Source organism: Helicobacter sp. 11S02629-2 (genome assembly GCF_002272875.1).
In the GTDB taxonomy this organism is placed as follows: domain Bacteria; phylum Campylobacterota; class Campylobacteria; order Campylobacterales; family Helicobacteraceae; genus Helicobacter_I.
This window is the reverse complement of record NZ_MLAN01000005.1, coordinates 26035-52249: the sequence shown is the minus strand read 5'-3', so window position 1 is coordinate 52249 and position 26215 is coordinate 26035. Positions and strand designations below refer to the sequence as shown.

The window sequence follows — 26215 nt, the reverse complement described above, 5'->3', positions numbered from 1 at the left end:
AAAGACTAGATTAGATGTGCAAAAACTGGAACATAGTTTGAGAAAAATGCCACTACAAATATAGCAAATACACAAAGTAGTGCAGCTACACCTATGACTATCTCTATGGCTAGGTTTTGGTTTTCTAGATAGACACTTCCATCACTAACAACTGGCTTTTTGAAAAACATATAAACTATAAGTCTTAAGTAGTAATAAACTGCTACAGCGCTATTTAACATCATGATGATTGATAGCCAGATATGACCTTCTGAAAGCGCAGTCATCACAACTAAGATTTTCCCCCAAAACACTGCAAAAGGTGGCACGCCCGCAAGAGAAAGCATAAAGATAGCAAAAAGCATGGCCATTACAGGGTGGAATCTTACTAGCCCTTGGAACTTCTCATAAGGATGATCATATCTCTCATTCCAAAAGTGCTTTTTGTTTTTACAAACCCAAAGAAGGGCAAAAGCACCAACATTAGTTATCAAAAATAAGATCCAGTACATAAAAAGTGGCGCAAAAGCATTTAGATAAACACAAGCCAAGGCATAGCCAGAATGGCTTATAGAGCTAAATGCAAGCATCCTTTTTACGTCTTTTTGTAGAAGTGCTAAAAGGTTAGGCACTGACATAGTAAAGACTATTAACACGTAGAATAAGATATTCATAATATTAGTATTAGTCACATAGTCTATGTAAGAGCTTAGTGGTATTAAGATTCTAAAAGCTAGCATAAAGCCAGCGATTTTTGGCACTATAGATATAAAGCCAGCTATCACTGGGTTTGACCCTTCATAAACATCAGGCATCCAAGAGTGCCATGGCACTAGTGAGATTTTAAAACCTATAGCACCTATCATAAATATCACACCAAGTATTGGCAAGGCTATAAGAGAAGCATCAACTGGCCTTCCTATCTGCATTAAGTGCTGAAAGACTGTCTGCATATCAAGCGAGCCTGTAAACATATAGATAAACATAGCCCCAAGTATATAAAACACACTAGCATAAGCACCCATCACAAAGTATTTTATACCACCTTCTAGCCCATATCTTTCTTTATTTAAAGCTATGATGCTAGCTAGTGGAAGGCTTGCTATCTCTAATCCTATGAAGATAACTATCAAGTTAGATGAAGTCACCATAATCTCAAAGCCAGCTATCATGATTAGATAAAGCGTGTAAAACTCTGGAGTTTGAAACTCAGCAAACCTTTTCTTAGAGATGATTAAAAGCATAAATATTATAGAGGCAGCTAGTATTATCCCCTGTGAAGTTATAGTTAAAACATCTATTTTCCCCACATAACCAGCACTTAGCGTAAAGGCTAGATTTATGATAAGAAATAGCATGCCTAAAGCTACATTTAAACTACGTGAAAAGCTAGTTGTAAATGCATTAGCTATAAGTATGACTATACCACCTAAGACTGCTATTAGGGAAGGTATGAAACTAATTGAGCTATCTAGTATTTGGCTAATTTGCATGTGCAGTAAATATAATTCATGCTCATTCATTGCTTGCTCCTATATTATTTTTTGCAATGCTTGTAGTAGTGCTTCCTGCATGTGCAACTTCTTTGGTGGTGTTACTAGCCTCTGGACCAAAAGTCTCTAGGCTTACTTTTTCTATATGCATCCTTGTAGATTCTAAAACTGATCTCTCTTTCATGATTGTGATTAAAGAGTGAGTTGAGTTCTCTATAGGTTTTAATATAGCATTAGGATAAATTCCTAAAAAGATAACTATGATTGCAATTGGAACTAGCACCCAGTACTCTCTAGCACTTAAGTCTTTTAAAAGGGAGCAAGCGCCCTCTTTTAGCTTGCCAAAAAACACACTCTTATAAAGATAAAGCATATAAATAGCTGAGATGATTAAAGTAGTACCAGCAATAGTTGTTATAACCGGACTAGTTTTAAAGTAACCTAGCAAGCTTAAAAACTCTCCTACAAAGCCTACAGTTAAAGGAAGGCCGACATTAGCCAGCATGATTAGTGCAAAGAAACTTGCATAATGTGGCATAACGCTAGCTATACCACTATACTCATCAACTAGTCTTGTATGGCGTCTATGCCACAGCATGCCAACTAAGAAAAAGAGGGCACCACTTACTATTCCATGTCCTACCATTAAAAAGATAGACCCGCCAATGCCTTCTACGTTAAAAGCAAAAATACCAAGTATCGCCACACCCATGTGAGATATAGAACTATAAGCTATGGTCATCTTCATATCTTTTTGCCTGAAGGCTATAAAGCCTCCATAAACTATCATGATAAGTGCAAGTATAGCTATAGGCAAGGAGAAGTAGTAACTTGCATCTGGGAAAAATGGCAGTGAAAACCTAACTAATGCATAAGTACCCATCTTTAAAAGTGTCGCTGAAAGGATGACACTTCCTATAGCTGGGGCATCTGTATAGATGTAAGGTAGCCACGTATGAAAAGGGATGATTGGAATCTTGACAGCAATTGATATAAAAAATGCCAAGAAAAGCCAGATCTGAACGCTAAAAGGCAAGCTTAGATGATACCAATCTATGATATTAAAGCTCCATACTCCAAACTGAAGCTTATAAAGATAAGCTGTATAAAGTATAGCTACTAGCATGATTAAAGAAGCAGCAAAGGTATATAAGAAGAACTTCAAGGCTGCATAGATTCTATCTCCAGTTCCCCAAACACCTACTATAAAAAGTATAGGTAGTAAAGAAAGCTCCCAAAATGCATAAAATAAAAGCATATTTAAAGAGCTAAAAAGTCCCATCAAAATAGTTTCTAGCCAAAGCAAAGCAACTACATAGTGATTTTTACCATGAGGCTGGTTTAGATAGAACATAGATAGCAGTATGATGACTGCGTTTAGCACTATTAAGAAAAGCGAGATTCCATCAACACCTATAGAGTAGTTTATACCAAGATGCGTGATTATGTGTACGTTTTGTACAAACTGAAAACCCGGATTACTACCATCAAATAAAGCCCATAGGAGAGCGACTAAGCAGATCTCTATGAGGGCTATTATTATCCCAAAAGGCTTAGCTACGTTATTACCCATCAAAAAGATAAAGATGCTAGCGATAGCTGGAAAAAGCACTATTACGGTTAATAAATATTCCATTACTCCCCCTCCCTAAAGTGAGCTAAACATTAGCAGTACAAAGATCACACAAAGCACGATTCCAAAAGTCATAAGCCTTAAAGACGTGCTTATATTGCCATTTTGTATAGGCTGTAATATGCGACTTAAGAAGAGTAAGAACTTACCTACAAAGTTCACTATCTTATCTATTATCATGCGGTCTATTATGTTCCAGAATATCCAAGATAAGCCAGTATAAGTCTTAACAAAGACTATATTGTAAAACTGAGGTATGTAGTACTCTTTAGTAAGTATGACGTGCACAAAGTTGTATTTTGGTTTGAATTTATATCCATCTTTATACACAAGTATAGAGATGATGCTTATAACTATGACAAAAACCATAGTAGCAGCTATTAATATCCACTCAGTAGAAGATACAAGGTGCATAGCATGTCTAAGTGGGGTCTCACTACTTATAAAAGGGCTAAACCAAGCACTTACAAACCCTGCTATAACGCTTAATACAGCAAGTGGTGTCATAGCATAAAGCATAACTTTTGAGCCTTCATGAGGGTGTTCTTCATCGTGGTTTTTAGGTGCAAAAAACACTAAAGTCAAAAGCCTAAAACTATAAAATGCAGTTAGACCTGCACCTATAAATAAAGCTGCCCATATATAGTAGTTACCACCACTAAAAGCAGCTTCTAGAATCTTATCTTTTGAAAAGTAGCCAGCAAAAGGGTAGATTCCACAAAGGGCTATAGTACCTAGTGTCATAAAGACTGCAGTTACTTTCATATACTTCCAAAGCCCACCCATCTTTCTAATATCTAGTTTATCTTTCATAGCGTGCATTACATTACCTGCACATAAGAAAAGAAGGGATTTGAAAAAGGCGTGAGTAAATAAGTGAAATAGCGCTATCCAGTAAGCCCCAAGCCCAGCTGCTACAAACATATAGCCTAGCTGAGAAAGCGTTGAGTAGGCTATAACTCTTTTTAAGTCCTTATTAACCACAGCCATCAAAGCCGCAAAGACTGCGACAAAAGCACCAAGGATGGCTATAAAGTAGCTAACGCCCGGCACTAGATCATAAAGTGGGGCTGCTCTTATGACTAGATAAACTCCAGCTGTAACCATGGTTGCAGCGTGGATTAGTGCTGAAACTGGCGTTGGCCCTTCCATAGCGTCTGCAAGCCAAGTATGAAGTGGGAACTGGGCTGACTTGCCCATAGCACCTATGAAAAGTAAGATACCTATCCAGTTTAAGATGACATGAGATGTGCCTGATGCATGACCCATAGCTTCAAAAACTTCAGTGTATTTCAAAGTTCCAAATTGTATAAAGATAAGCAAGATTCCAAGTAGCATGCCAAGGTCTGCTATACGGTTGATGACAAAAGATTCAATTGAAGCAAAGTTTGCCCTTGGTCTTTCATACCAAAAGCCAATGAGTAAGTAAGAACAAAGTCCCACACCTTCCCAGCCTACAAAAAGCACTAAGAAGTTATCACTCCCTACTAGTAAAAGCATGGAGAACACAAAACCACCTAGATAGGCAAAAAAGCGGTTAAAGCTTTTATCTTCTTTCATATAGCCAATCGAATAAAAGTGCACCATGGAAGAGACAAAAAGTACTACTAACATCATGATGATGCTTATCTTATCTATAGAGAAAGAAAAGTCTACCCAAAAAGAACCTATGTTCATAAAGTTCCAAAGAGTAAAGTTTAGTGCAAGATCTGGATGCTTTATAACGACAACCAAAAAGTACAAAGCTATCAAAAAGCTTATGCTTAAAAGCACTGAGTTTAGATAGCCTATAAATCTTATAGGTTTAGACGTAGCCCATATACCGCCAATCACAGCTGCAACTAGTGGTAAAAATAAAAGAATGCCAAAAAGTCTGTCATAGACATATTGTGGTTGATAAAACATATCCATTCTTTTAACCTTTCATCTTGGTTAAGACGTCGATATCTAAAGTTTTATGGCGTTTATACCACATGATAACTAGTCCTAATCCTACTGCGGCTTCTGAGGCTGCTACTGCTATAACAAAAAGAGCAAAAATCTGCCCTTGAACATCAAACATATAATGACCTATGGCTACAAAGGCTAGGTTTAACGCATTTAACATTATCTCTGTGGAAAATAAAATCATCAAAATGTTTTTACGTCTTAAAACACCATAAATCCCAATGCCAAGCATTAAGGCACTTACTATTAAATAGTGATTTAAACCTATCATTTATCATCTCCTTTGTGCTCTGTTTTAGAATCACTTTTATCTTCTTTAAACATATAAACTTTTTGCAAGCCTGTAGCAACCCCTGCAATCATCGCCATTAAAAGCATGATGGCTGCTGCTTCAAAAGCCACTATATAGTCTCTAAATAAGGCATGTGCTAGCTCTTTAGTATCTGGGACTACATTACTAGTAGCAAGACTGCTTACAAAAACTGGTATCTCTTGATTACCCAAAGTAACTACAAGCACTATGACTACAACTATGCATAAAAACCAAAGTATGGCTTTGTGTTGATAGTGCTCAATGACCTCTTTTTGCATATCAAAAAACATCATACCAAAGGCATAAAGCACAACTATAGCTCCAGTGTAAACCATAATTTGTACGACACCTAAAAACTCCGCATCTAATAAAAAGAAAAAGCCAGAGATTAAAATCATCCCTAAAGCCAAAGCTCCAAGGGCGTACAAAATATTATTAGTTCTAACGACTACCCAAAATGAAACTAGCGTCAAAACAGAAAATACATAAAACGCAATACTTTCAAACATATCTTTGCCTTTAACTTAATATTCAAGCGGTGTTTTTTTAATAAGCTTATCAGCATTAGGACTTATAGAGCCAAAGCCTGCAAACTCACTTTGTCTGTGAAACTTAGCATCTTCTATATCTTTTAAAAAGTCTTCTTTAAGTCCAAAATGTGCCCTTTGCTCACTTACGTTTTCAAACCTAGTGCCCATAACTATAGCTAGCTCTGGACACACCTCAGCACAAAGCCCACAGTAGATACAACGCCCAAGATTTATAGTATAGTCATCTATCTTTTTTCTATCATCTTGACCGACACTAGTTGTGATTCTTATACAGTTTGATGTACATATCTTTTCACAAAGCCCACAGCCTATACAACGCTCGCTTCCTGATTCAAGCATACGCTGGAGGTTGTGAACTGCTCTATATCTTGGACTTAGAGGCTGAAACTCTAAAGGATAGTTAACTGTAACTGGCTTAGAGAAAAACTCTTTTAAAGTCAGCCAAAGACCTACAAACATATCCATGCCTATAGCCCTTCTTATACTCCTTGTGAAATACTCACCATTACTTTGAGGCGTAGAAGTGGCTTCTACAAATCTATATATTTTTTCTTTTTTATTATTTTGCATTATCTTTTATCCTTATAATAAAACTAAACCAGTAATTACTATGCTTATAAGCATTAAAGGCATTAAAAACTTCCAGCACATAGACATCATTTGATCTGGCCTTACGTGAGGGTAAGTCGCCCTAACCCACATAAAAAAGAAGATAAACACTATAACTTTAATAATGATAGCTAGCCAACCCGGAATAAAATAAAAGTCATTAAATCCACCTAAGAAAAGAAGGCTTATAACAAAGGCAAATGCAAACATGTGTGCGTACTCACCTATGAAGAAAAGTCCCCACTTAAGCCCACTATACTCAGTACAAAAACCAGCTACCATCTCGCCTTCTGCTTCTAGTAGGTCAAAAGGAGTTCTATTAAGCTCAGCATAGCTAGCTATCATGAAAACTACAAAAGCAACTGGCTGTTTCCAAACTAGCCAGTGTGAGATGCCTCCTGCTTGATAGGCATTCATATCAACTAAAGATAAAGAGCCAACTATCATAATAGGCCCTAAGATTGACAAAGCACCAACTACTTCAAAGCTAATAATCTGCATACAAGCCCTAGCCCCACCAATTAGTGACCACTTAGAACCACTGCCAAGCCCAGCAAGTATAGGCGCATAGATTCCAACTGCACCAACTGCTATAAAGTATAAAAGCCCTACATTTATATCTGAGATGATAGGCTTTATCTCATAGCCAAATATATGAAAGTCTGGAAAGAAAGGAATGGCTGCCATAGAAGTAAGTGCAGTTACTATAGCAACTATTGGTGCTATAGAAAAGATTATCTTATTAGCCCCTTGAGGCATAACATCTTCTTTAGAAAAAAGCTTAATGGCATCAGCTATAAGTTGTAATAGTCCATAAGGCCCTACAAAAGTTGGCCCCATCCTACGTTGAAATATACCTAAAACCTTTCTTTCAAGATACGTAGCAAAGGCTCCTAAGGCTGCAAATACTATAACTACAATTAAAACTTTGATAATAGTTTCTATTATAAATGCACTCATGCTTGTACCTCTTCTAAATTATGTTCTTTAATGCTTGCATCTTTTTGTAAGACTAAGGTTGAAAGCTTGCTAGATTGAAATAGCGATTCTATACCATCTAATAAAGGAGATACTAAAAATATCTCACCTTCTAAGTCATAATCTATATAAACCTTAGCTTTTAGAGACACTTTTTGCTTGTCATCTTCTTTAGCAAGAAGTACTACGTCCTTACCTTCATTTAACTCTAGCTTAGCAGCATACTCCTTGCTTATATAGATTCCAACTTTAGTTTGAAGTATGGCACTATGTTTTGTTTGGATATTAAACTGCTCTTTTGGGTTTAGCAAAAGTGCATTAAAATCTAGCTTTTTAGGAAGAACTACTTCTGCTAGGCTATCTTCACTTAAGACTTCTTGCTTATAGTCTAAGAAGTAGCCTCTAACATCTTCTCCACTTTTTGTTATGCGTAACTTAAAGTCCGCATAAGACATATCTTTATAGGCTGGATTTAAAGTATGAAGATCTTTAGTAAAGTCACTTAGACAATCACACTTAATATCAAAAAAGTTAGCTATAGAATCAAGATAACTTCCTTCATTAAACTTACTATCTTCATAGTAGCTTCCAGGACTTAGCCTTAAAACCCTATGCTCGACATTAGTAAAACTCCCATCAACTTGACTTATAAAAGGTAGTGGGAAGACTTCTTCAAAGTTAGGCTCACTATTTAGGCTTTTTAATGCTAAAGACTGCAACATGTAATCACCACTAGCCCTAATACCAACTACATAGTCTTTATTAACTTCGCTTTCTTTGGAGAGTTTGCAGAGATTAGCAACTCCTAGGGTGTTACTTCCTAGCGTTGAAACCATCACTTTTAGGTCTAGCTTAGAACATAAAAGATTTAAAAGATAGCTTGCAAAGCTTAAGCTTTTAGTATCTAGTCCATCAAAACTATACTCACTTAAAAGTAAGATCCCTTTTGGCTCTAGCTTTAACTCTTCTAAAAACTTAGCTTCTAAGTTTGGTAGCTCTTCTACTTTTGTGTCTTGCTTGATGGCTTCTTTATTTGTTTCTTCTTTATTTGTTTCTTGTGGGCTTGTGCCTTTAAGATCACTTGCTTCTTCTTTAGAATCTTTAAAAGCTTGCTCATTTAGTGCTTCTAGCTTAGCTTGCTCTAGCTTTTCTTTTTGGGCTTTTTCTTCCTCTTTTACCTCTTCTGGGATGAAGCTTGAAGCTTCTAGGCTTTCTTTGTTTTTATAATCTATATCATTAGCCTTGCAAAGTGCTAGCAAGATAGCAAGTGTATCGCTAAGGTTGCTTTCTATCTGCCTTACTCCCTTACCAAGACTTGCTATGTGCTTATCTATAAAAGGTGCAAAACTTAAAAGCTTAGTAGTTTTTTTAAGCTTTAAGTTGTTGTTTATCCTAAATTTTATACTTGGGTTAATGTACTTAAAAAGTGAGTTTATGCTTACAAAAGAAGTAGCTACTTTGTAATCTACAAAGCTAGCAAAATTTTTAGAATCTATATGCCCTAAAAGCGTCTTAAGTCTATAAGCTTCAGTGTTGAATAAAGGTATATTTAGCTTAGTGGCTATCTTGCTAAAAAGATAGGCTTCTTCATTAGTGACATCACTTCCTATGTGCAAGCTAGTAGCTTTTTGCAAAGAATCTACTGCTAGGCTTATAGCTTTTATATTAGAAGTAGCATAAAAACTAGTGTCATAGCTAAAGCGTCCAGCCCCACAGATTGGATTATAGTGGTAGTCGTTTTGCACTCTATAGACCAAATGACGTGCGTGGTTATTAACCTTCATGTTATAGCTTATAAAGCAGCCACTTGGACAGTGAGAGCAAGCAGAATCAATCTTTTCTAACTCCCAAGCATTGCTAGTATAAGTAAAGCCAGTATAAGTCATAGCCCCAACTGGACAAGCACTTATACACTCTCCACAGTCTTTGCACTCACTTTCTCCTACAAACTCTATCAAACCTTTTTGCTTTTTAGACCAAACACTATAAGGATCTTTTGGCATAGTCTCTTTGTAGCTTTCAGGAGTAAAAAGCTTAGCCTTGCCTGCTTTTAGATTACTATAGCCTATATTATCTTTACAAGTTGTAGCACATCTTTCACACATTATGCAAAGGTTAGGGTCATAAGTGCTTTGTGCGAAACGGTAGCCTTTTTTATCGCTTTCTTTTAAGCCATACTCTTGGGTTGGCACTTTGGTATAAAGGGTAAAGTCTTGAAGCTCACACTCCCCACTTTTATCACAGACCCCACACTCTAAGGGGTGGTTAACACAATAAGTTTGCATGATAGCAGTTCTATCTTTTATTATCTCTTCTGTGTTGCTTAAGATATTCATGCCATCTTTTGCCTTGGCATTACAGCTATAAGTCCTTTTACCATCTATCTCAACCATGCACATCTTACAAGCAAGAGTTGGCGAACACTCAGATAGATAGCAAATAGAAGGGATCTGGATGTTATGCTTTCTTGCGATCTCTAATACTGTCTCGCCCTCTTCGCACTCACACTCTATGGAATCTATAATTATCTTTATCATTTATCACTCATCCTAACAAAGTCAAAATATTTTTTTGATGAAACTAAAGGAGCATTTAATACAGCCACCATACCTGTTAGATAGCTTTCAACTTGGACTTTTACACAAACTCCCTCACTTTGTGTCTTTTCTTTTTGAAAAGTATCATCTAAGCTATCTTCTATAAGTGCTTCATCTTGCGTGCAATCTTTAAGGCTATCTTCTTTTTTTGCTTTATCAAAACTACTAGCTTTTATCTTAAGGACTATTTCATCTTTATCTTTTAAGCCATGTGCTATGCAAAACTGTTTAGATACTAGTAAGCTAAAAGGAGTTAAGGTGTTTATATTTCCACTTTGACTAGCATGGTATATATAGCTTCCACTGCCTTCTTTTGCTTCTAAGTCTATGTCTAAAGATTCTAAACTTAAGCCATCTTTGTTGCAATCTTTAGGCTTAGAATCTAGTTCTATCTTAGTGCGTCTAGCTAGGGCATCATAAGGAGTTTTATTAAAAGGTAAAAGCTCTGTGTAAGAAACTAGATAGTCTTTATCATTATCCAAAAACTCTCTAGCGATATCAGCTAGGTCTAGTAAGTCTTTTCCATCTTTATCTATATACTCTAAAGCTGGACTTGCTTTTACTAGCTCTAAGTTTAAGTTTATAAAAGTAGATTCTAGGTTATTAAAATTAGGCAGTAAAAAGTCATGTCTTAAAACACTAAGTGCATCATCAAGTATAAAGTTACCTTCACTTCTATAACCTATAACTCCTTCTTCTTTGAAGTCATCTTTTTCTAAGTCGCAAACTTCAAGTATGCCTAAAGTATTATTATAAGGGAGTGGGATGATGCTTACATTAAGCTCTTCTTTTAAAAGTTTTAATATATAAGCTAGGGTTTTAGAATCTTTATGAGTATAGATATCACTTCCTACTAACATAACCACTGCATTATTACTAGCTTCTTGTTTGTGCTCTTTGTGAAGGCCGCTAAAAAAGGCTTTAAAACATATATCTTTTAATCTAGCTAGCTCATAGTCACTTACATTGCTCTCAGCTACTATCTCCCCCATATCTAGGCTTTCAAAATAGCTAGCATACTTCCCATTAAAGTCCATAGTTTGAAGTAGTAAAAGTGCTAAAGAAAGCTCATGCCCTACTTCATACTTAAGCTCTAAGACACTTTTAAATCTCTTCTCAGAGATAGGATTTATAAAGATAGTTTGCAAGTCATTTTTAGTAACACATTTTGCAAGGTTAGATCTAAGATTTGGAAACTCATCATATATATAAGATCCAAAAACTATGGCTACTTTTGCATTCTTCAAGCTTTCATCTATATTAACTGGAAAAGTTTGCAAGGTATCTAAAAAGTTTTTATAGTAGTAAGCCTCATCACAGTAAAGCTTAAAACCTAGCTTTTTGCTTAAAAGGCCTAGCACATAGGCTTCTTCATTGCTAGTAGTAGTTCCAAGCCTTAAAGCTTTGGCGTTTTTAAAAGCACTAAGTGCTCTATTTAAGCAAGGGATATTACTACTTAAAGAGGTAGTATTATCATAGTAGTGATGGCGTCCAGCGTGGCAAAGCTGGGAAGTATGAAAGTTAGTATTAGCCCTATAAATCTTTTTGATACCATCTTTAGTAGTTTTTATCTCATAGTTTATATCGCAGTTACTAGCACACTGAGTGCAAACTGTTGGCTTTTTGCTAAGCTCCCAAGCATTAGTTGTATAAAGGAATCTAGTAGATATCATAGCACCTGTTGGACACACGCTTACACACTCATCACAGTCTTCACAGTAAGCATTAAAGTCAACTCCTATCTTACTTCCAAAACCACCACTTAAAACGCTTAACACGCTATTACCAACAAACTCATTACAAGTCCTAGCACACCTTTCACAAACTATACAAAGGCTTTCATCATAGATCTTATTAGTAAAGTGTACAAAGTCAGTTTCTTTTTGATGGGAAAAGTAAGGCTGTAAATCTACCTTAGTCTCTAAGACCTTATCTTGAAGCTCACACTCCCCACTTCTATCACACACCCCACACTCTAGTGGATGGTTGATACATAAAAATCGCATGATTTCAGTTCTATAATCTTGAAGCTTTTTAGTATTAGTCTTTACTTCAGTGTCTTTATGGGCTAGGCTTTTGCAGCTTGCTATCACGTTGCCATCACTCTCTTCTACAACGCACATCCTACAAGCTCCAACTGGAGAAAGCTTAGGAAGATCACAAAGGGTTGGTATGTAGATATGATGACGCCTTGCGACACTTAGTATAGTCTCACCTTCAAAGGCTAAGCAGTTTTTACCATCTATTTTAATATTAAAAGATTCCATAACTCTACCTTCCACTTAGATCACACACATACTAATGTAATAGCATCTCATACATCTATTAGCCTCACTTAAAGCATCTTTTCTTGTAAGCCCAAAGTTTACCTCTTCAAAGTTTTTAGCCCTAAAACTTGGCTCAAGCTTGTCACTCACTGCCCTTTTATCGCCCTTCATCCAGCCTATAACTTCTCTACTACTATCATAAACTCCAACTTCTTTTAAGAGATCTTCCATTCTCTCATCATCGCTTAAAGTTATCTCACCACTTAAAAGATATCTTTTAACTACGTTTGCTACGCGCCTTCCTTGCCCAACTGCATTAACTATAGTTAGAGGTCCACTTACACAATCCCCACAAGCAAAAACGCCCTTCCTTGCAGTAGAAAAGCTATGCGGGTCAGCGTCGATTGTATGGCGTTTAGTTAGGCTAACTTCTATATCTTCTCTTAAAAAGCTAGCATCTAGCTCTTGACTAACTGCTGGTATAACTATGTCACACTCTAGTGTGTAGCCACCACCTTCAAGTGGCACTAACTCACCTTTTGGCGAACCTTCAACTTTTTTAAGCTCAAACTTATCTATCTTTAAGGCCTTTACTTTGCCATCTTCTGAAATTATCTCATTAACCGCACTTAAGAAGTCAAATCTCACGCCTTCTTCTACTGCCTCATGATACTCTTCACTGCTGGTATTTTTTATAATAGTTGCTTCATCCCTTCTATAAAGCATGATGACTGATTTTGCATTTAATCTTATGCAACACCTTACTACATCCATGCTAGTAAAGCCCCCACCTATGCAAACTACATTTTTACCGCTTAAATCAGGAATCTTTTCTAGTCCAAACTTTTCAGATAAGTTCACATGATCCATAAACTTTATAGCTGGCAAGTAGCCCTCAAGACTAAAGTCTTCATTAATACAGCCTAGCTTTTTAGAAAGTCTAGTGCCAACTGCAAGCACTGTAGCATCGTATTTAGATTCTATATCTAGGAAGTTTTCTTTAGTTATGGGATAGTTAGTATGAAAAGTTACTCCTAAAGTTTTTAGCATATCTATATCGTGATTGTAAGCAAGGATAGGCATACGGTAGTTTGGAACGCCAGTAGCCACAGCCCCACCAAGTACTGGCAAAGCTTCATAAACATCTACTTTTATACCTTGTAATGCCATGTAGTAAGATGCACTTAAGCCACCCGGACCCGCTCCTACAACGCATACCTTTTTATCTTTCAAAGAATCTTTAGGCTCTATAAAGTTTGGATGTGCATAAGGCATATTGTAGTCCATCTCATACTTTGCGCCAACTCTTTTTAACTCCATGATGCTTATAGGCTCATCAAGTATGGCCCTTCTACAAGCATGCTCGCAGGGGTGAGGGCACACACGACCACAAACTTGTGCTAGAGGCATAGACCCTCTTGTAGCACTTAGAGAATCTAAAAAGCGTTTATCCCTAACGCCTTCTATGTAACCGGGTATATCAACGTGACTTGGGCACATATCAGTACAAGGCGCTGTGATTTTAGAGATATAAGTTTGATTATGAGAGTGTGAGTGTACTGCTAGTTTAAATCTATCTAGCACATTAAAGTGATCATGCATGCTAGGATTAGTGTTGTGAGATTCTATCTCTTTAGCAAAGATGTTAGCCTTATAAAAAACCTTACTTCCATCTGAGGCTTCATCTTCTAGTTTGAAGTCTTCTTCTAGTTTTTCTTCTTTATGTTTGATGATGTTAGATTTGGTTACTTTTTTCTTATTTTTACTTATATTTCTAGTAAATATATCTAAGTGGGAATCTAGGGCTTGAAGTATAGGTTTAGGTGTAGTTTTACCTATCTCACATTTTGCAGTCTTATGCATTAGATTACATATATCTTTTAGTTTTGCTAAGTCATCTACACTTGCTTCAGGGCTGTTTTGAATCTTATTAAGCATCTCATATAGCACACGACCGCCGTACTTCCCCGGAGTGCATCTCCCACAGCTTTGTGCATAAAGCTGATACTGCTTAGCATACATTTTCAAAGCATCTAGCAAGTCTATACCTTCATCTAAAATAACTAAGCCATCCCATCCTATAAATGCTTTAATATTTTGTGTGTTTTCAGCACTAAAGTACTTTAGTGTCGGCAGTGTTTTAGGAAAGTCTTTCACGCTATAAGGTAGTTTTGGGTTATCTTTCATCATTGCTTTTTACCTTAGGGCTTTTTAACAACTATAGTCCAGTCTACGTGGTTAAACTGCAAAGAGTTCATGAGTATATAGCCTCTATCTTTTACCAAATCTGCACTTTTTTGGATGTTTTCATAAGCACCCCTTTCAAACAAAAAGATTCCAACTTCTTCATGTTCTAAGCCACTATCAAGAAGCTCTTCTAACTTCCCATAAAAATCGCTCTTTAAATGTCTCAAATCATATCTTTTCATCTAGCTTAACCTTCCCTTACTTATCTATCTATCTCACCAAAGATGACATTTGATGATCCAATAGCTGTTACAACATCTGCTAAGTAGTGACCAACTAGCTTTTCCTCTAAAGACTGAAGGTGATAAAAACTAGGTGCTTTTATCTTAACTCTATGAGGATAAGCCTCTCCAAGTGAGCTTATAAAAAAGCCTAGCTCTCCTTTTGGGCTTTCAGTTGGCGCGTAAACTTCACCCTTTGGCGGACGCATACCTTGAGTTACTAAGACAAAATGCTGCATCAAAGAGTAGTTTTGAGTCATAATCTGCTCTTTTGGAGAAGATATATAATTGGGTGCATGTGCCATAATTGGCGTATCAGTATATTTATAAAGCCTTAAAGCTTGCTCCATGATGCTAAGGGACTGATATATCTCTTCCATATATAAAAGATATCTTCCATAAGAATCCCCACTATCAGTATAAGGCACATCAAACTCTAACTCATCATAGATAGCATAAGGCTCTTCACGTCTTATATCATACTTTATACCAGTACTTCTAAGCATAACCCCACTTAGCCCCCAGTCTTTTGCTTCTTGGCTGCTAAACTTACCTACGTTTTCTAGTCTTAAGCGCCAGATTCTATTCTTATCTAAAAGACCTCTTATTAAATTAGTTGATTCTACAACTTGCTTCATGCACTCTCTTGCATCATCTATCCACTTATCATTTATATCTAGTGGAACCCCACCTATCCTTATAGCGTGGTGAGTAAGCCTAGCCCCACAGTAGTCTTCCATTAGATCTAATAAGTACTCCCTACCTTTAAAGGCGTATAAGAAAACTGACATAGCACCAACATCAAGAGCGTGGGTTGCTATAAAAAGGAAGTGAGACATGATTCTATTTATCTCAAGTATTAGCACTCTTATAACATGTGCCCTTCTTGGAATCTCTAATCCAAGCAAAGTCTCTACACCGTGTGCAAAGGCAAAGTTATTAGAACTAGCTGCTGTATAGTCCATCCTATCAGTTGTTGGCATAAACTCGTTATAAATCATATTCTCAGCTAGCTTTTCTATACCTCTATGAAGATAGCCTATATCTGGCAAAGCCCTTTTAACCTTCTCACCATCAAGCTCTAATACTAGTCTTAGCTGACCGTGTGCACTAGGGTGCTGAGGCCCGAAGTTTAAAACCATATGGCTATCATCTTGTTCAAACATAACGTTTTCAAATTGTGTTTGAAGCTTGTTATAAAACTGTGCCACTGCCTCTCCTTACTTTCTCTTATCTAGCTTTTTAGTCTTTTTAGGACTAAGTTTTTTTACGATTAATGGCTTACGTGCTTCTTGATAGATAACTTCTGTAGTAGTCTCGCTTGGCTTTTCACCTCTTGGCACTTCCTTGCCGATACGTGCAAAGTGGATGGTATCTTCCCTATCTATCCTTGCACTATCTCTTTGCTCAGGCCCTATAGCATCTCTATACTCCCTACCAAAGACCTTATCTACTTCATACCAGCTAGCAGCCTCATCCCCTTGCAAAGGATAGCTTTTTCTTAGAGGGTGACCTACCCAGTCTGTTGGCATTAAGATTCTTTTCATAAAAGGATGCCCTTCAAATCTTATACCTAACATATCATAGCACTCTCTCTCACTCCAGTTAGCACACTTATAGATACTAGTTACACTAGGCATATCTTCATTATCTTTTATAGAGCACTTAACTCTTAGTCTTTTTCTGTGCTTATTACTCTCATTTAGTGAAAGGATTTGATAAAACATCTCTAAGGTGTTATCTATTGCTAGATTATCTATAGCACTCATCTCGCTTAAGACATCATAACCTAGAGACTTTAAGGTATTTAGGGCCTCTTTTAGCTCATCTTTTTCTACATAAAATACAGCTTGATCTAACTCTACATAGCCTTTAAGTACTTTTACTTTGCTTTTTAAAGTGTCATATATCTCTAAAAAAGGGCTATTTTCAAAGCTTGTCCTACAAGAAAGTATAGGCTCATAGAATCTATCTGTGTGATAGGCTTTTTTTTGTACATCTAAAGATGGTGATTTTCTTCTTATCATTATTTAAACTTCCTTTAGTTCATACACGTTTAAGATTATAAAAGTCGTTTTTTTGTTTCTGGAGTAAAGGCTCTTTGCTTTCTTATCTTTTGTTGTAAGACCATCATGGCATACTGCAAGGTTTCAGGTCTTGGCGCACAGCCGGGCAGATAGATATCAACTGGGATTATCCTATCTACTCCTTGAACTGTTGCATAGGTGTTAAACATACCGCCAGTATTTGCACAACTTCCCATAGATACCACCCACTTAGGCTCAGGCATCTGGTCATAAAGTCTTCTTGTAAACTCAGCGTGTTTTTTAGTAAGCGTGCCTGCTATTATCATCACGTCGCTTTGTCTTGGACTTGCTCTAAAGATTATCCCAAATCTATCAAAGTCAAAGCGTGAGCCACCAGTTGCCATCATCTCTATAGCACAGCAAGCTAGTCCATAAGTTAAAGGCCAAAGGGAGTTACTTCTCCCCCAATTTAATAGCTTATCAACAGTGCTTAAAGCAACTGGCAAGCCTTGAGTATAGTCTACTTGATGTCTTGCCATGATAGCGCTCCCCTCTTCCATGCATAAAAAAAGCCAATAGCTAGTAAGACTATAAAACATATCATCTCTACAAAGCCTAAGATTCCAAGGTGCCTATACTCTAGTGCCCAAGGGATCATAAAGACTACTTCAACATCAAAAAGCACAAAAAGTAGAGCTATGATATAGAACTGGTTGGAGATTTTATTAGGCTGTTTTACTGGGATGGGACCGCACTCATAAGGTGCATTTTTTAGTTTTTCTGTACGCTTGCTGGCTAAGGATCTAGAGATTATCCTTTGGCCTCTAAGCGTCAGTTGAAATACTATAACTGTAAATGCAAATATTAAAAATGCACCAAAATACGGGTGCTCTAACATAGGGGTCATTACAAGTTTCCTTATTTAGCTTTGGGTTTTATAAAATTTAAATACACTTGCTTGCTCTAAAATCAATCTAGTTTACAAAAGGCTAAGTCGTACTTAAGATAAGTAGTAGCTACTAGCTAGCTGTGTGAGAGTTTTTTAGATTGTCTATTTTAGATTTCATAATTTTAGTACAAATAATTCTATTTATATTTAAAAAAAGCTTTTTCTATCAATTTTTAAATATCGCACTTCCTATCCTAACTAAGCTAGATCCATTAGCGATAGCTAGCTCATAATCACTACTCATGCCCATAGAAAGCACGCTTAACCCACCTATCTTATCAAAGAGATCTTTGGTTATCTTAAAGCTTTTTTCTATAACTGAAGTGTCACTTACATGGGCTCCTATACACATAAGCCCAAGTACATTTAAGTTTTTACACTCCCTTGTGATAAGTTCATAAGCCTCTAGTAGCTCTTCTTCTAAAAAGCCACTTTTACTCTCCTCCTTAGCACTATTAACTTGCAAAAGACAGTTTAAAGTTTCATTTTTAGATTCTAAGTGTTTTTGCAAAAGTCTTGCTAGCTTTAAACTATCAAGGCTTTCAAAAAGCTCTAAGCCCACCTCGCTATGCAGCTCTAACATAGCATTAATCTTATTAGTTTGTAAGTGCCCTATCATATGCCACTTTGCACTTGGTAATTTTAAGGCTTTAAGCCTTAAGTCTTGAATCTTGTTTTCACCAAATCGCACTTGTCCACAAGCAAAAGCCTCTTTTATAGAATCCATATCAGTGTACTTACTAACTGCAAGCAGTTCTACTTTGTGATTAGACGCGTAAGCTTTTGCTAACTTTTCTATATTTAAAGTTATATTTTTAAGATTTTCTTTTATCATGTCTTATCTCTTTTGTAGTTAAGGATTTTTATGCCCTTTATAATAGCTGAGCTAAGTGCAAATCACAATCAAGACTTAAACCTAGCCAAAAAAACCATCCACGCAGTAGCTAGAAGTGGGGCTGATGCAGTTAAGTTTCAGACCTATAAGCCAAGCTGCCTTACTTTAGAATCTAACCTAAACTACTTCAAAATAAAAGATGGCCTTTGGAAGGATAAGACTTTATGGGAGCTTTATAAGGAAGCTTATATGCCTTGGGAGTGGCACGAAGAGCTTTACGCACTTGCTAAAAGCCTAGGGCTAGTGGCTTTTAGTAGTCCTTTTAGCACTGAGGGAGTAGCCTTTTTAGAAAAGCTTAGTAATCCTATCTATAAAGTAGCAAGCTTTGAAGTAGGTCATACAGAGCTTTTAAAAGCCATAGCTAAGACTAAAAAGCCAGTCATCTTAAGCACTGGAGTATGCACTAAGTGCGAGCTAGAAAACGCACTAAAGATTTTTAAAAACCATGAGATAACCTTGCTTCACTGTACCTCTTCTTACCCAGCTACTTTAAAGCATTCAAGCCTTTATAAGATAAAAGACTTACAAGCTAGCTATCCACAAGTTAGAGTTGGACTAAGTGATCACACTCTTGGCTATGCTGCCCCACTAGTTGCCATGACTTTAGGGGCAAGTGTGATAGAAAAACACTTTATCTTAGATAAAAGTCTTGGAGGAGTAGATAGTGCTTTTAGCATGGATGAAAGGGAGTTTAGCGAGATGGTAAGCGTGCTAAAAGAAGCTAGCCTTGCTTTAAAGCCAGATCCTAAAGACATAAAATCTAAAGAAGAAAAAACCAAAGTCGGCCGTGAGTTTGCAAGAAGCCTTTTTATAGCTAGTGATGCCAAAAAAGGCGAAGTTATCACAAAAGACCACCTTGCTTGCGTGCGTCCTAATCTTGGGCTAGACCCTTTAAAACTAGATTCTATTATAGGCAAGAGATTTGCCAAAGATGTGATTAAAAATCACCCCTTAAAAGATTCTGATATACAGGGCTAAGGTTAGCTATCAATTAAAATATAGATTCGCCAAACTAGGCAACAAACCTAAGCCCACTCTTTCACAAGCAATGATAATGTAGCGAACAAAAAAACTATTAAGCATATATTATAAATTCCATACAGCTAATACACTTTTTGCTATTTAAAAAACCCTCTACAAAAACTAAGCATAAAAATAAACTATTTTTTACCTGTCACAACCTGTCGTATACATATGCGATAATGAAAAATTTTACTTTTTTAAAAAATATATCTCCATGATAAAAATTTCATAAGAAATATGTACTTTAAGCTTAACTTAAGTAAAACTTAAGGTTTCTTTTTTTTTTTTTGTAGACTGAACTCTTATGAAATTACTAAAAAAGGCCTCATGGCATGACTAAGATCACAAAAACACAAAAAGATTACATAGATTTTTTAGATAACTTAGAATCTAAGATAACAACCCTCCCAGCTATAAACTCAAAGTCTTTTAAGCTTGATGATGCTAAGACTATATTAAAAGAGACAGAGCTGCTAGTGCCTATAGTTGGTGGTTTTAGTGCTGGGAAAAGTACACTTTTGAACTCATTTTTAGGTAAAGACTACCTTGGGGTTGCATTAAGACCTGAAACGGCATTGGCAACTGAGTTAAGATATGGTTTTAGTGAGTATATAGAGCTAGTTGATGAAAAAGGACAAACTACTAAACTTGACATAAATGATAAAGATTCTATAAAAGATCTAGCTAGTCAAAACTCATATGCTAGATTTTATATTAATAATCAAAAGCTTAAAGATATAGAACCAATTATCTTGGTGGATATGCCGGGATTTGAGTCTCCGCAGTCTGCTCATAATAAGGCCATATTAGAATATATACAAAGAGGAGTTTTTTTCATAGTACTCCAAGATGTGCTAAATGGTAATCTAACTGCTTCCATACTTCGTGAGTTAGACAACTTACAAACCTTTAAGAAAAGATTTAGATTCTTCCTCTCAAAAGTTAATCTCAAGCCAAAAACTGAAGTAGAAGAAATAATAAGCTATGTTCAAAACCAGTTAAGTGACACACTAGATGTGCAAGATAAAGTTTTGACTATAGATAAGGATGGGGGTAAAAATCTAGAAAAGATTATAAAAGAAATAGATCCAGAAAATCTATCAAAAGAGATATTTTTACCTTCACTAAAAGAAATATTTAGGGATGTAAAAGAAAAGATAAATACTTCTATATCTGCACTAGAGCAAAATGAAAGCCAAAACCAAGAAGACCTAGATGAGTTAAATAGAGCCATAGCCAGATTAGAAAAAGAGCAAGATTCCATGCTAGCAGAGATAAAAAGGAAGTATGACAAAGCAAGTGTAGAATCTATACTATCAAATCTAGGGAGTGCTCTTTCTAGGAGTATAGATGAGTTAGCTAGGTCTTATAAGACAAGTGGGCAAGCTGGTTTAGAAATAACTATAAATGATATATCACAAAACGCTATCTCAAAAAGTGTAAGCTCTATAATAAAAGATATTAATATAGACATTAGCTCCATTATAGGTGCTAATCTCTCCTCTTTACAAAACACTATGAATCGCCTCTCACAAAGTACAGACTTCACTGCTCTTTTAAGTGCAAAAAGTCCAGAATACTCTGCTTTCTTTAACAATATCTTACAAAAAACTGAAGGATTAGCCAGCACTTTAAAAAGCAGGGGTGGTGGTCTTGCAACTATAGGCACGCTACTAACTGGTCTTAATCCAGTCTTAAAGATAGCATCATTACTACTTACTCTTCTGCCTGATATTTTAAGTTCTATGTTTGGGCCTAGTCAAGAAGAAAAAGAAAGAATGCAATTAGAAAAAATCAAAGAAGAGATAAGCTGTTCTGTCATCCCTCAAGTAAAAGCCTCTATGAGAAAACCCATAACTAACTTACTAGATGAGCAAATAGACACTAGCATGCAAGCCGCAATAGATGCCTTTAAGCAAAATATAGATCAAAAAAGATCTGCCATAACAGCCATACAAAAAGAAAAAGAAAGCAAAAAAGAAAATGTGCACAAAGAGTTAGAAAACTATAAAACCGTACTAGCAGATATTACATCCCTAGCTACACAAACAATATTTAAAGGATAATTATGGGAGATAAAAAATATATCACAAGATTAGAAAAACTAGAAGGCTTAATAGCTAGATTTAACTCTATCTTAGGAAGCTATTCAAGTCAAAAGCTAAAAGAACACAATCTAAGTAGTGCCATAAAGCTATCTACAGACTTAAGTCTTATAAGTGATTCACAAAGACTTATGCGAATAGGTATAGTTGGGAGAGTAAAAGCTGGTAAAAGCAGTCTTTTAAATGCTTTATTTTTTGAAGGAGAAAGCATCTTGCCAAAAGCAGCTACTCCTATGACAGCAGCCCTTACTACTTTAGGCTATGGAGAAGAGTTTGGGGTGGAAGTAGAGTTTTTCACAAAGCAAGATATAGATGATATACATAAAAAAGCAAAAGAGTATGATGAGCTTTTGCTAAGAGACATAACTAGAGAAATAGAAAACTTAAAGCTTAGCAATGTTCATAAAAACAAAAAGCCAGAAGAGCTAAAAGCCCTAGCTACTACAAAAGCGCAAAGGGCACTTAGTGATAGTATAGAAGCAGCCTGCAAAGATCAATCAGACCGCATAAAAACCTCTAGTATCAATGTAGAAGGTTTAGAATCTAAAAATATAAAACTAGATAATTTACAAGAGTTACAAGAGAGCCTTTTTGACTTTGTTGGCTCTAGTGGTAAGTATATGCCTTTTACTAAAAGTGTAAATATTAAGTTTAGATTAGATTCTTTAAAAGATGTTTTGGTTATAGACACTCCGGGACTTAATGACCCAGTAGCATCAAGAGAGCAAAGAACTAAAGAAGAGTTAGGAAAATGTGATGTAGTTTTTATAGTCTCTCCAAGTGGTCAGTTTTTAAATAAACAAGATATGGATCTAACTGATACTATCATGTTTAAAGATGGCACTAAAGAAGTTTATGTTATAGCCTCTCAAGCTGATACTCAGCTTTTTGGAAATATAGGAGAGGATGCACACTTTGTTTTTCCAGAGGCTTTAGCCTCTCTTAAAAAAGATTTAAGTGAGCAGATGCATAGTATCTTTACCCAGCTAAAGCAAGAAAGAAAAGGTGATCTTATAGGTGATACAACCTTTGATAAGCTTATAAAGTCTAGTAGTGATGGGATATTTCTAACTTCTGGCATATGTGCTAGTTTAGTAAAAAAATTAGGCACTAACGATATGAGTGAAGGAGAAAAACACGTCTTTAACAATCTTAAAGAACACTACCCTGATTACTTCCCAGAATCTGAGATAACAACTACAAGGTCTAACTTAGAAAAGCTAGCATCTTTAAAAAATATATCTAAAACCTTAGAGGATATAAAAACTAATAAGCAGGCTGTGTTAGAACACAAATCAGAAGAGTTTATAAAAACTAAATCAAAAGTAGTAGATGAATATATAAGCGATATTTTAAAGTACGTTATAGATAGAGAAAGAGATATAAAAGAAACTAACTTAGAAGACTTAGAAAAACAACAAACTCAGTTAGAGGCTATAGTTACAGAATCTTCAAAAGCTGTAAATAGCACTTTTAATGAAGCCTTGCGAGATCTAAAAGTAGACATAGTAAGCGAACTAAACTCTAGGATAAAGAGCTACTTTAGATCTGCTAACAGTGATATAAATAATGCTTATGAAGAAAAAGAAGAAACCAAGACTAGAGAACGTGAAGTACAAGTAGAGCAAGAAGGATGTCTAGGGGGAGTTAAGCGATTCTTTGGTGGTTTATTTGACCAAGATGACTGGGGCTATGACACTAAGACAGTAAGAGAAAACTACACAGTAACTACTACTGTTTTGAGGGCAGGTATCATCTCAAACTCACTTTCAGACCTAGTAGATGAAGTAGAAAAAGGTATATCTAGTGCTGGAGCTGAAGTCATAAGGAAGTTTAAAAAAGATCTTATATCTAATATAGTTGGGGCTTTAAGAGAAAGTATAAAAGAACAAGGCGGAAGGGAAGACATCATATCTATACCTAAGCTAAGAAGTGCTATCAAAGAAGTTACTAGCAAGCTAGATTATCCTGAGATATCTCCTAAGCAGATACCACCTAGACAAAGTGGAAGTTTAACTGGGAGTGCAGCTACTAGTTTTATGAACGAGGCTTATGACTTTGTAAGCTCTTTGCAAGAAAACATAAAGGTGGATATAAAAAACTACTCCATCTCTTTAGTCACTACTTTGGAGAAAAATGACTTTGGAAACTCACTTTTTACCCAGCTTAATAGTGATATTAAAAAACTAAAAGAAGATATCAAAAACAAAGCCCAGATCTTAGAAGAGCTAGCAGAGATAAAAACTAGCATAGAAGATATAAAAAATATATAAGAGGAAAAACGATGGAAGAACTAAAGTATGACAAAGATAAGCTAGAGCTTATAAAAGACTTAGAGGAAGCAAAAAGCTTTTTGCAAAAAAGTAGTAAAGCACTAATTGATAGCCAAGAAAGACTAGGATTTGTAGCTAAGATCTTAAGTGCACAAACAGTTATAGATAACAATCTAGCAAGTTTTGAGGAAGTTATAGAAAAAGACTACGCAGACTTTGCAAATACAGTTAGCTTTAAAGATGAAGTAGCACAGTACACAAAGTTAAAAAACTTACAAAAAGAACTTTATAGAATCTTATCTTTAAAAGACTTAGCCAACAAATCCACTATAGCAGTGGGTGGAGGTTTTAGTGCAGGTAAAAGTAAGTTTATAACTAGTTTTTTTGAAGATGAGAGTATAAAACTGCCTATTGGTGTTAAGCCAGTAACTGCCATAGCTAGCTATATAGTTCATGGTGAGATAAACTCTATAAAAGGCTATACCTATAAAGGTGGAACTATAGACATACCTTTAGAGCTTTATGCTAGCTTGTCTCATGACTTTATAAAAGAGCTAGGCTTTAATATAAAAGAGATATTACCTATGATGACTATGACTACCAAGATGACTAAGCATAAACATATCTGTTTTATAGATACTCCCGGATATAACCCTAGTAGTACTGGCACTACTAGCCAAGATCTTGCTACAGCTAGTGAGTTCTTACAAAACGCAAGTGCTTTGATGTGGCTAGTAGGGATTGATAGTAGCGGCACTATACCTAGCTCAGATCTAGACTTTTTAACTACGCTAGACTTGGATAAAAAAGAGCTTTATGTGGTTATAAGTAAGGCTGACTTAAAACCACAAAGCGAGTTAGAAGAGATACTAAGCGAGTTTGAAAGTGTGCTAAGTAGTTATAATATAGAGTATAAGGGTATAAGTGCTTATAGTGCTAACACTAAAAAAGAGATAGCCTACAGAAAGTTAGATATGGAGTCTTTTTTAACCTCTGTCTCAAAAGATGTTATATCAGGAGATAGCCTTGCAGAAAGTTTAAACTCCGTCTTGCTTGCTTATAAAAAAAGTCTTGTTAAAGAAAAAAGAAAACATGATAAAGTCTCTCAAGTATTACACTCTTTAGAACTAGATGTTATGCAAACTGGAAGCGAGCTAAGCCCTAAAGTAGAAGACTCCTTAGAAGACTTGAAGGCAAAAGAAAAAGATGAGATAGTTGCCATAGATTCTAAACTGCAAGAGTTAGATAACCTCCATGATAAGATGTTTGAGAGATTAAAAAATGTACTTGATGGCTTAGATATAAAGTTTAATATGCCTAGTTTTTTACTTCCAAAAAAAGATAAAAAGAAAAAGAAAGATAAAAACTTAGGAAGCACTATTGTCAAAAAAGATGCAGCTGAAGTTTGGGATGAATTGTTAAAAATGCAACATCCTAATCTTACAGTAGCAGGTGGTAAGGATTGGTATAATATAAAGTTTCTTGATAAGGGTGTTTGTTTGGCATTGGAATTTAGTAGTGAATATCCTATATTTAACCTTAAAAAGCTTATAAAAAACACAATTAGAGATTATAGTTTCGAACATATATATCTTTTCAATGACAAAGATTTCAATGGCATACGTGTATCGGTCCTTAAAGATGCAGTATGTACTGAGGATATTGTATTTTTTTCAAGTCTAGAGTATGAAAACCTAGTTGAACTAGATTCTATGTTAGCAGATGCCTGCGACAAGCCTAAGGGGTGTGGTTTACAAGGCCTAGAGGATGCTTTACTGAAATTGCCTGAAAAAGATGGGGGAGGTATGAAGCTATTAACCTATTTGGGGGATTGGGGGGTTGATAAAACCAAAAACAGGCAAGATTCTATCCTTACTTTATTAACCCATTTGGGGGATTGGGGGGTTGATAAAACCTAAAATCTTAATCCATACTAGCTTACTACCTCTAAGTAATAGTTTTAAGATTTAACCTTTAAAATAATATAAGCCTTTAAAGGTCTATATTATTTTATAAACTATTTTTATAGCTTCACATGGTCTGTGTTTGCTGCTATTAGGTTAAGAAGATTAAAGATATATAGTAACTATAGAATCTAGATTCTATAA

At 35.8% G+C, this 26215-nt stretch carries 20 protein-coding genes; 4 read left to right on the top strand and 16 right to left on the bottom strand.

What is annotated here, in order from left to right:
- Window positions 1-5: 5 nt before the first annotated feature.
- From nuoN to BKH40_RS04305, 16 genes are all read right to left on the bottom strand, one after another.
- The gene (nuoN, locus tag BKH40_RS04380; RefSeq protein ID WP_095277400.1) at window positions 6-1472 is read right to left on the bottom strand and encodes an NADH-quinone oxidoreductase subunit NuoN; all 1467 of its coding nucleotides are present in this window, start codon (window positions 1470-1472) and stop codon (window positions 6-8) included.
- Between the two features lie 22 nt (window positions 1473-1494).
- Window positions 1495-3108 carry an NADH-quinone oxidoreductase subunit M gene (locus tag BKH40_RS04375; protein WP_095277291.1) on the bottom strand — a complete coding sequence of 538 codons (1614 nt, stop codon included), beginning with the start codon at window positions 3106-3108 and terminating at the stop codon, window positions 1495-1497.
- 12 nt (window positions 3109-3120) lie between these two features.
- A complete protein-coding gene (gene nuoL, locus BKH40_RS04370) occupies window positions 3121-5010 on the bottom strand; it encodes an NADH-quinone oxidoreductase subunit L (RefSeq protein WP_095277398.1) in 1890 nt (629 codons plus the stop codon).
- Window positions 5011-5020: 10 nt separating this feature from the next.
- Entirely contained in the window at window positions 5021-5323 is a 303-nt protein-coding gene (nuoK, locus tag BKH40_RS04365) for an NADH-quinone oxidoreductase subunit NuoK (RefSeq protein ID WP_095277289.1), read from the bottom strand.
- Window positions 5320-5874: an NADH-quinone oxidoreductase subunit J gene (locus tag BKH40_RS04360; RefSeq protein ID WP_095277287.1), complete on the bottom strand. Its 555-nt coding sequence runs from the start codon at window positions 5872-5874 to the stop codon at window positions 5320-5322. The genes nuoK and BKH40_RS04360 overlap by 4 nt, the downstream gene beginning before the upstream one ends.
- A gap of 15 nt (window positions 5875-5889) precedes the next feature.
- On the bottom strand, window positions 5890-6486 hold the full coding sequence (gene nuoI, locus BKH40_RS04355) for an NADH-quinone oxidoreductase subunit NuoI (protein ID WP_095277285.1): 597 nt from the start codon (window positions 6484-6486) through the stop codon (window positions 5890-5892).
- 12 nt (window positions 6487-6498) lie between these two features.
- Window positions 6499-7485 carry an NADH-quinone oxidoreductase subunit NuoH gene (gene nuoH, locus BKH40_RS04350; protein ID WP_095277283.1) on the bottom strand — a complete coding sequence of 329 codons (987 nt, stop codon included), beginning with the start codon at window positions 7483-7485 and terminating at the stop codon, window positions 6499-6501.
- Entirely contained in the window at window positions 7482-10040 is a 2559-nt protein-coding gene (locus BKH40_RS04345; RefSeq protein WP_095277281.1) for an NADH-quinone oxidoreductase subunit G, read from the bottom strand. The genes nuoH and BKH40_RS04345 overlap by 4 nt, the downstream gene beginning before the upstream one ends.
- Entirely contained in the window at window positions 10037-12367 is a 2331-nt protein-coding gene (locus tag BKH40_RS04340) for a 2Fe-2S iron-sulfur cluster-binding protein (RefSeq protein ID WP_095277279.1), read from the bottom strand. The genes BKH40_RS04345 and BKH40_RS04340 overlap by 4 nt, the downstream gene beginning before the upstream one ends.
- A 15-nt stretch (window positions 12368-12382) precedes the next feature.
- A complete protein-coding gene (locus BKH40_RS04335) occupies window positions 12383-14557 on the bottom strand; it encodes an FAD-dependent oxidoreductase (protein WP_095277277.1) in 2175 nt (724 codons plus the stop codon).
- Window positions 14558-14568: 11 nt separating this feature from the next.
- Window positions 14569-14781: an NADH-ubiquinone oxidoreductase subunit E family protein gene (locus BKH40_RS04330; RefSeq protein ID WP_343217630.1), complete on the bottom strand. Its 213-nt coding sequence runs from the start codon at window positions 14779-14781 to the stop codon at window positions 14569-14571.
- Window positions 14782-14816: 35 nt separating this feature from the next.
- On the bottom strand, window positions 14817-16046 hold the full coding sequence (nuoD, locus tag BKH40_RS04325; protein ID WP_095277274.1) for an NADH dehydrogenase (quinone) subunit D: 1230 nt from the start codon (window positions 16044-16046) through the stop codon (window positions 14817-14819).
- Window positions 16047-16055: 9 nt separating this feature from the next.
- Window positions 16056-16862 (bottom strand): NADH-quinone oxidoreductase subunit C, encoded by an 807-nt coding sequence (locus tag BKH40_RS04320; protein ID WP_095277273.1) that lies wholly within the window; start codon window positions 16860-16862, stop codon window positions 16056-16058.
- Between the two features lie 35 nt (window positions 16863-16897).
- Complete coding sequence (locus tag BKH40_RS04315) at window positions 16898-17401, bottom strand: NADH-quinone oxidoreductase subunit B (RefSeq protein ID WP_180675115.1); 504 nt, start codon at window positions 17399-17401, stop codon at window positions 16898-16900.
- Entirely contained in the window at window positions 17383-17769 is a 387-nt protein-coding gene (locus BKH40_RS04310; protein WP_095277269.1) for an NAD(P)H-quinone oxidoreductase subunit 3, read from the bottom strand. Before BKH40_RS04310 ends, BKH40_RS04315 begins: the two co-directional genes overlap by 19 nt.
- Before the next feature lie 208 nt (window positions 17770-17977).
- Entirely contained in the window at window positions 17978-18646 is a 669-nt protein-coding gene (locus BKH40_RS04305; protein WP_095277268.1) for a YggS family pyridoxal phosphate-dependent enzyme, read from the bottom strand.
- Window positions 18647-18676: 30 nt separating this feature from the next.
- Between BKH40_RS04305 and pseI the strand changes: the two genes are divergently transcribed.
- The 4 genes from pseI to BKH40_RS04285 all read left to right on the top strand — a co-directional run bounded on the left by pseI (window position 18677) and on the right by BKH40_RS04285 (window position 26026).
- The gene (gene pseI / locus BKH40_RS04300) at window positions 18677-19684 is read left to right on the top strand and encodes a pseudaminic acid synthase (protein WP_095277266.1); all 1008 of its coding nucleotides are present in this window, start codon (window positions 18677-18679) and stop codon (window positions 19682-19684) included.
- Between the two features lie 377 nt (window positions 19685-20061).
- Entirely contained in the window at window positions 20062-21795 is a 1734-nt protein-coding gene (locus tag BKH40_RS04295) for a dynamin family protein (RefSeq protein ID WP_095277265.1), read from the top strand.
- A gap of 2 nt (window positions 21796-21797) precedes the next feature.
- Window positions 21798-24107, top strand: a complete 2310-nt coding sequence (locus BKH40_RS04290) for a dynamin family protein (protein WP_095277263.1) — start codon at window positions 21798-21800, stop codon at window positions 24105-24107.
- Window positions 24108-24118: 11 nt separating this feature from the next.
- A complete protein-coding gene (locus BKH40_RS04285) occupies window positions 24119-26026 on the top strand; it encodes a dynamin family protein (RefSeq protein ID WP_095277261.1) in 1908 nt (635 codons plus the stop codon).
- Window positions 26027-26215 lie beyond the last annotated feature (189 nt).

Bases quoted from the DNA above. Each gene is read 5' to 3' on its own strand.
- BKH40_RS04310 (WP_095277269.1), bottom strand. From the start codon at position 17,769: ATGACCCCTATGTTAGAGCACCCGTATTTTGGTGCATTTTTAATATTT.
- BKH40_RS04320 (WP_095277273.1), bottom strand. From the start codon at position 16,862: ATGATAAGAAGAAAATCACCATCTTTAGATGTACAAAAAAAAGCCTAT.
- BKH40_RS04295 (WP_095277265.1), top strand. From the start codon at position 20,062: ATGACTAAGATCACAAAAACACAAAAAGATTACATAGATTTTTTAGAT.
- BKH40_RS04345 (WP_095277281.1), bottom strand. From the start codon at position 10,040: ATGATAAAGATAATTATAGATTCCATAGAGTGTGAGTGCGAAGAGGGC.
- nuoN (WP_095277400.1), bottom strand. From the start codon at position 1,472: ATGCAAATTAGCCAAATACTAGATAGCTCAATTAGTTTCATACCTTCC.
- BKH40_RS04360 (WP_095277287.1), bottom strand. From the start codon at position 5,874: ATGTTTGAAAGTATTGCGTTTTATGTATTTTCTGTTTTGACGCTAGTT.
- BKH40_RS04285 (WP_095277261.1), top strand. From the start codon at position 24,119: ATGGAAGAACTAAAGTATGACAAAGATAAGCTAGAGCTTATAAAAGAC.
- BKH40_RS04315 (WP_180675115.1), bottom strand. From the start codon at position 17,401: ATGGCAAGACATCAAGTAGACTATACTCAAGGCTTGCCAGTTGCTTTA.
- BKH40_RS04290 (WP_095277263.1), top strand. From the start codon at position 21,798: ATGGGAGATAAAAAATATATCACAAGATTAGAAAAACTAGAAGGCTTA.
- nuoK (WP_095277289.1), bottom strand. From the start codon at position 5,323: ATGATAGGTTTAAATCACTATTTAATAGTAAGTGCCTTAATGCTTGGC.
- nuoH (WP_095277283.1), bottom strand. From the start codon at position 7,485: ATGAGTGCATTTATAATAGAAACTATTATCAAAGTTTTAATTGTAGTT.
- nuoI (WP_095277285.1), bottom strand. From the start codon at position 6,486: ATGCAAAATAATAAAAAAGAAAAAATATATAGATTTGTAGAAGCCACT.
- pseI (WP_095277266.1), top strand. From the start codon at position 18,677: ATGCCCTTTATAATAGCTGAGCTAAGTGCAAATCACAATCAAGACTTA.
- BKH40_RS04305 (WP_095277268.1), bottom strand. From the start codon at position 18,646: ATGATAAAAGAAAATCTTAAAAATATAACTTTAAATATAGAAAAGTTA.
- nuoL (WP_095277398.1), bottom strand. From the start codon at position 5,010: ATGTTTTATCAACCACAATATGTCTATGACAGACTTTTTGGCATTCTT.
- BKH40_RS04335 (WP_095277277.1), bottom strand. From the start codon at position 14,557: ATGATGAAAGATAACCCAAAACTACCTTATAGCGTGAAAGACTTTCCT.
- BKH40_RS04340 (WP_095277279.1), bottom strand. From the start codon at position 12,367: ATGGAATCTTTTAATATTAAAATAGATGGTAAAAACTGCTTAGCCTTT.
- BKH40_RS04375 (WP_095277291.1), bottom strand. From the start codon at position 3,108: ATGGAATATTTATTAACCGTAATAGTGCTTTTTCCAGCTATCGCTAGC.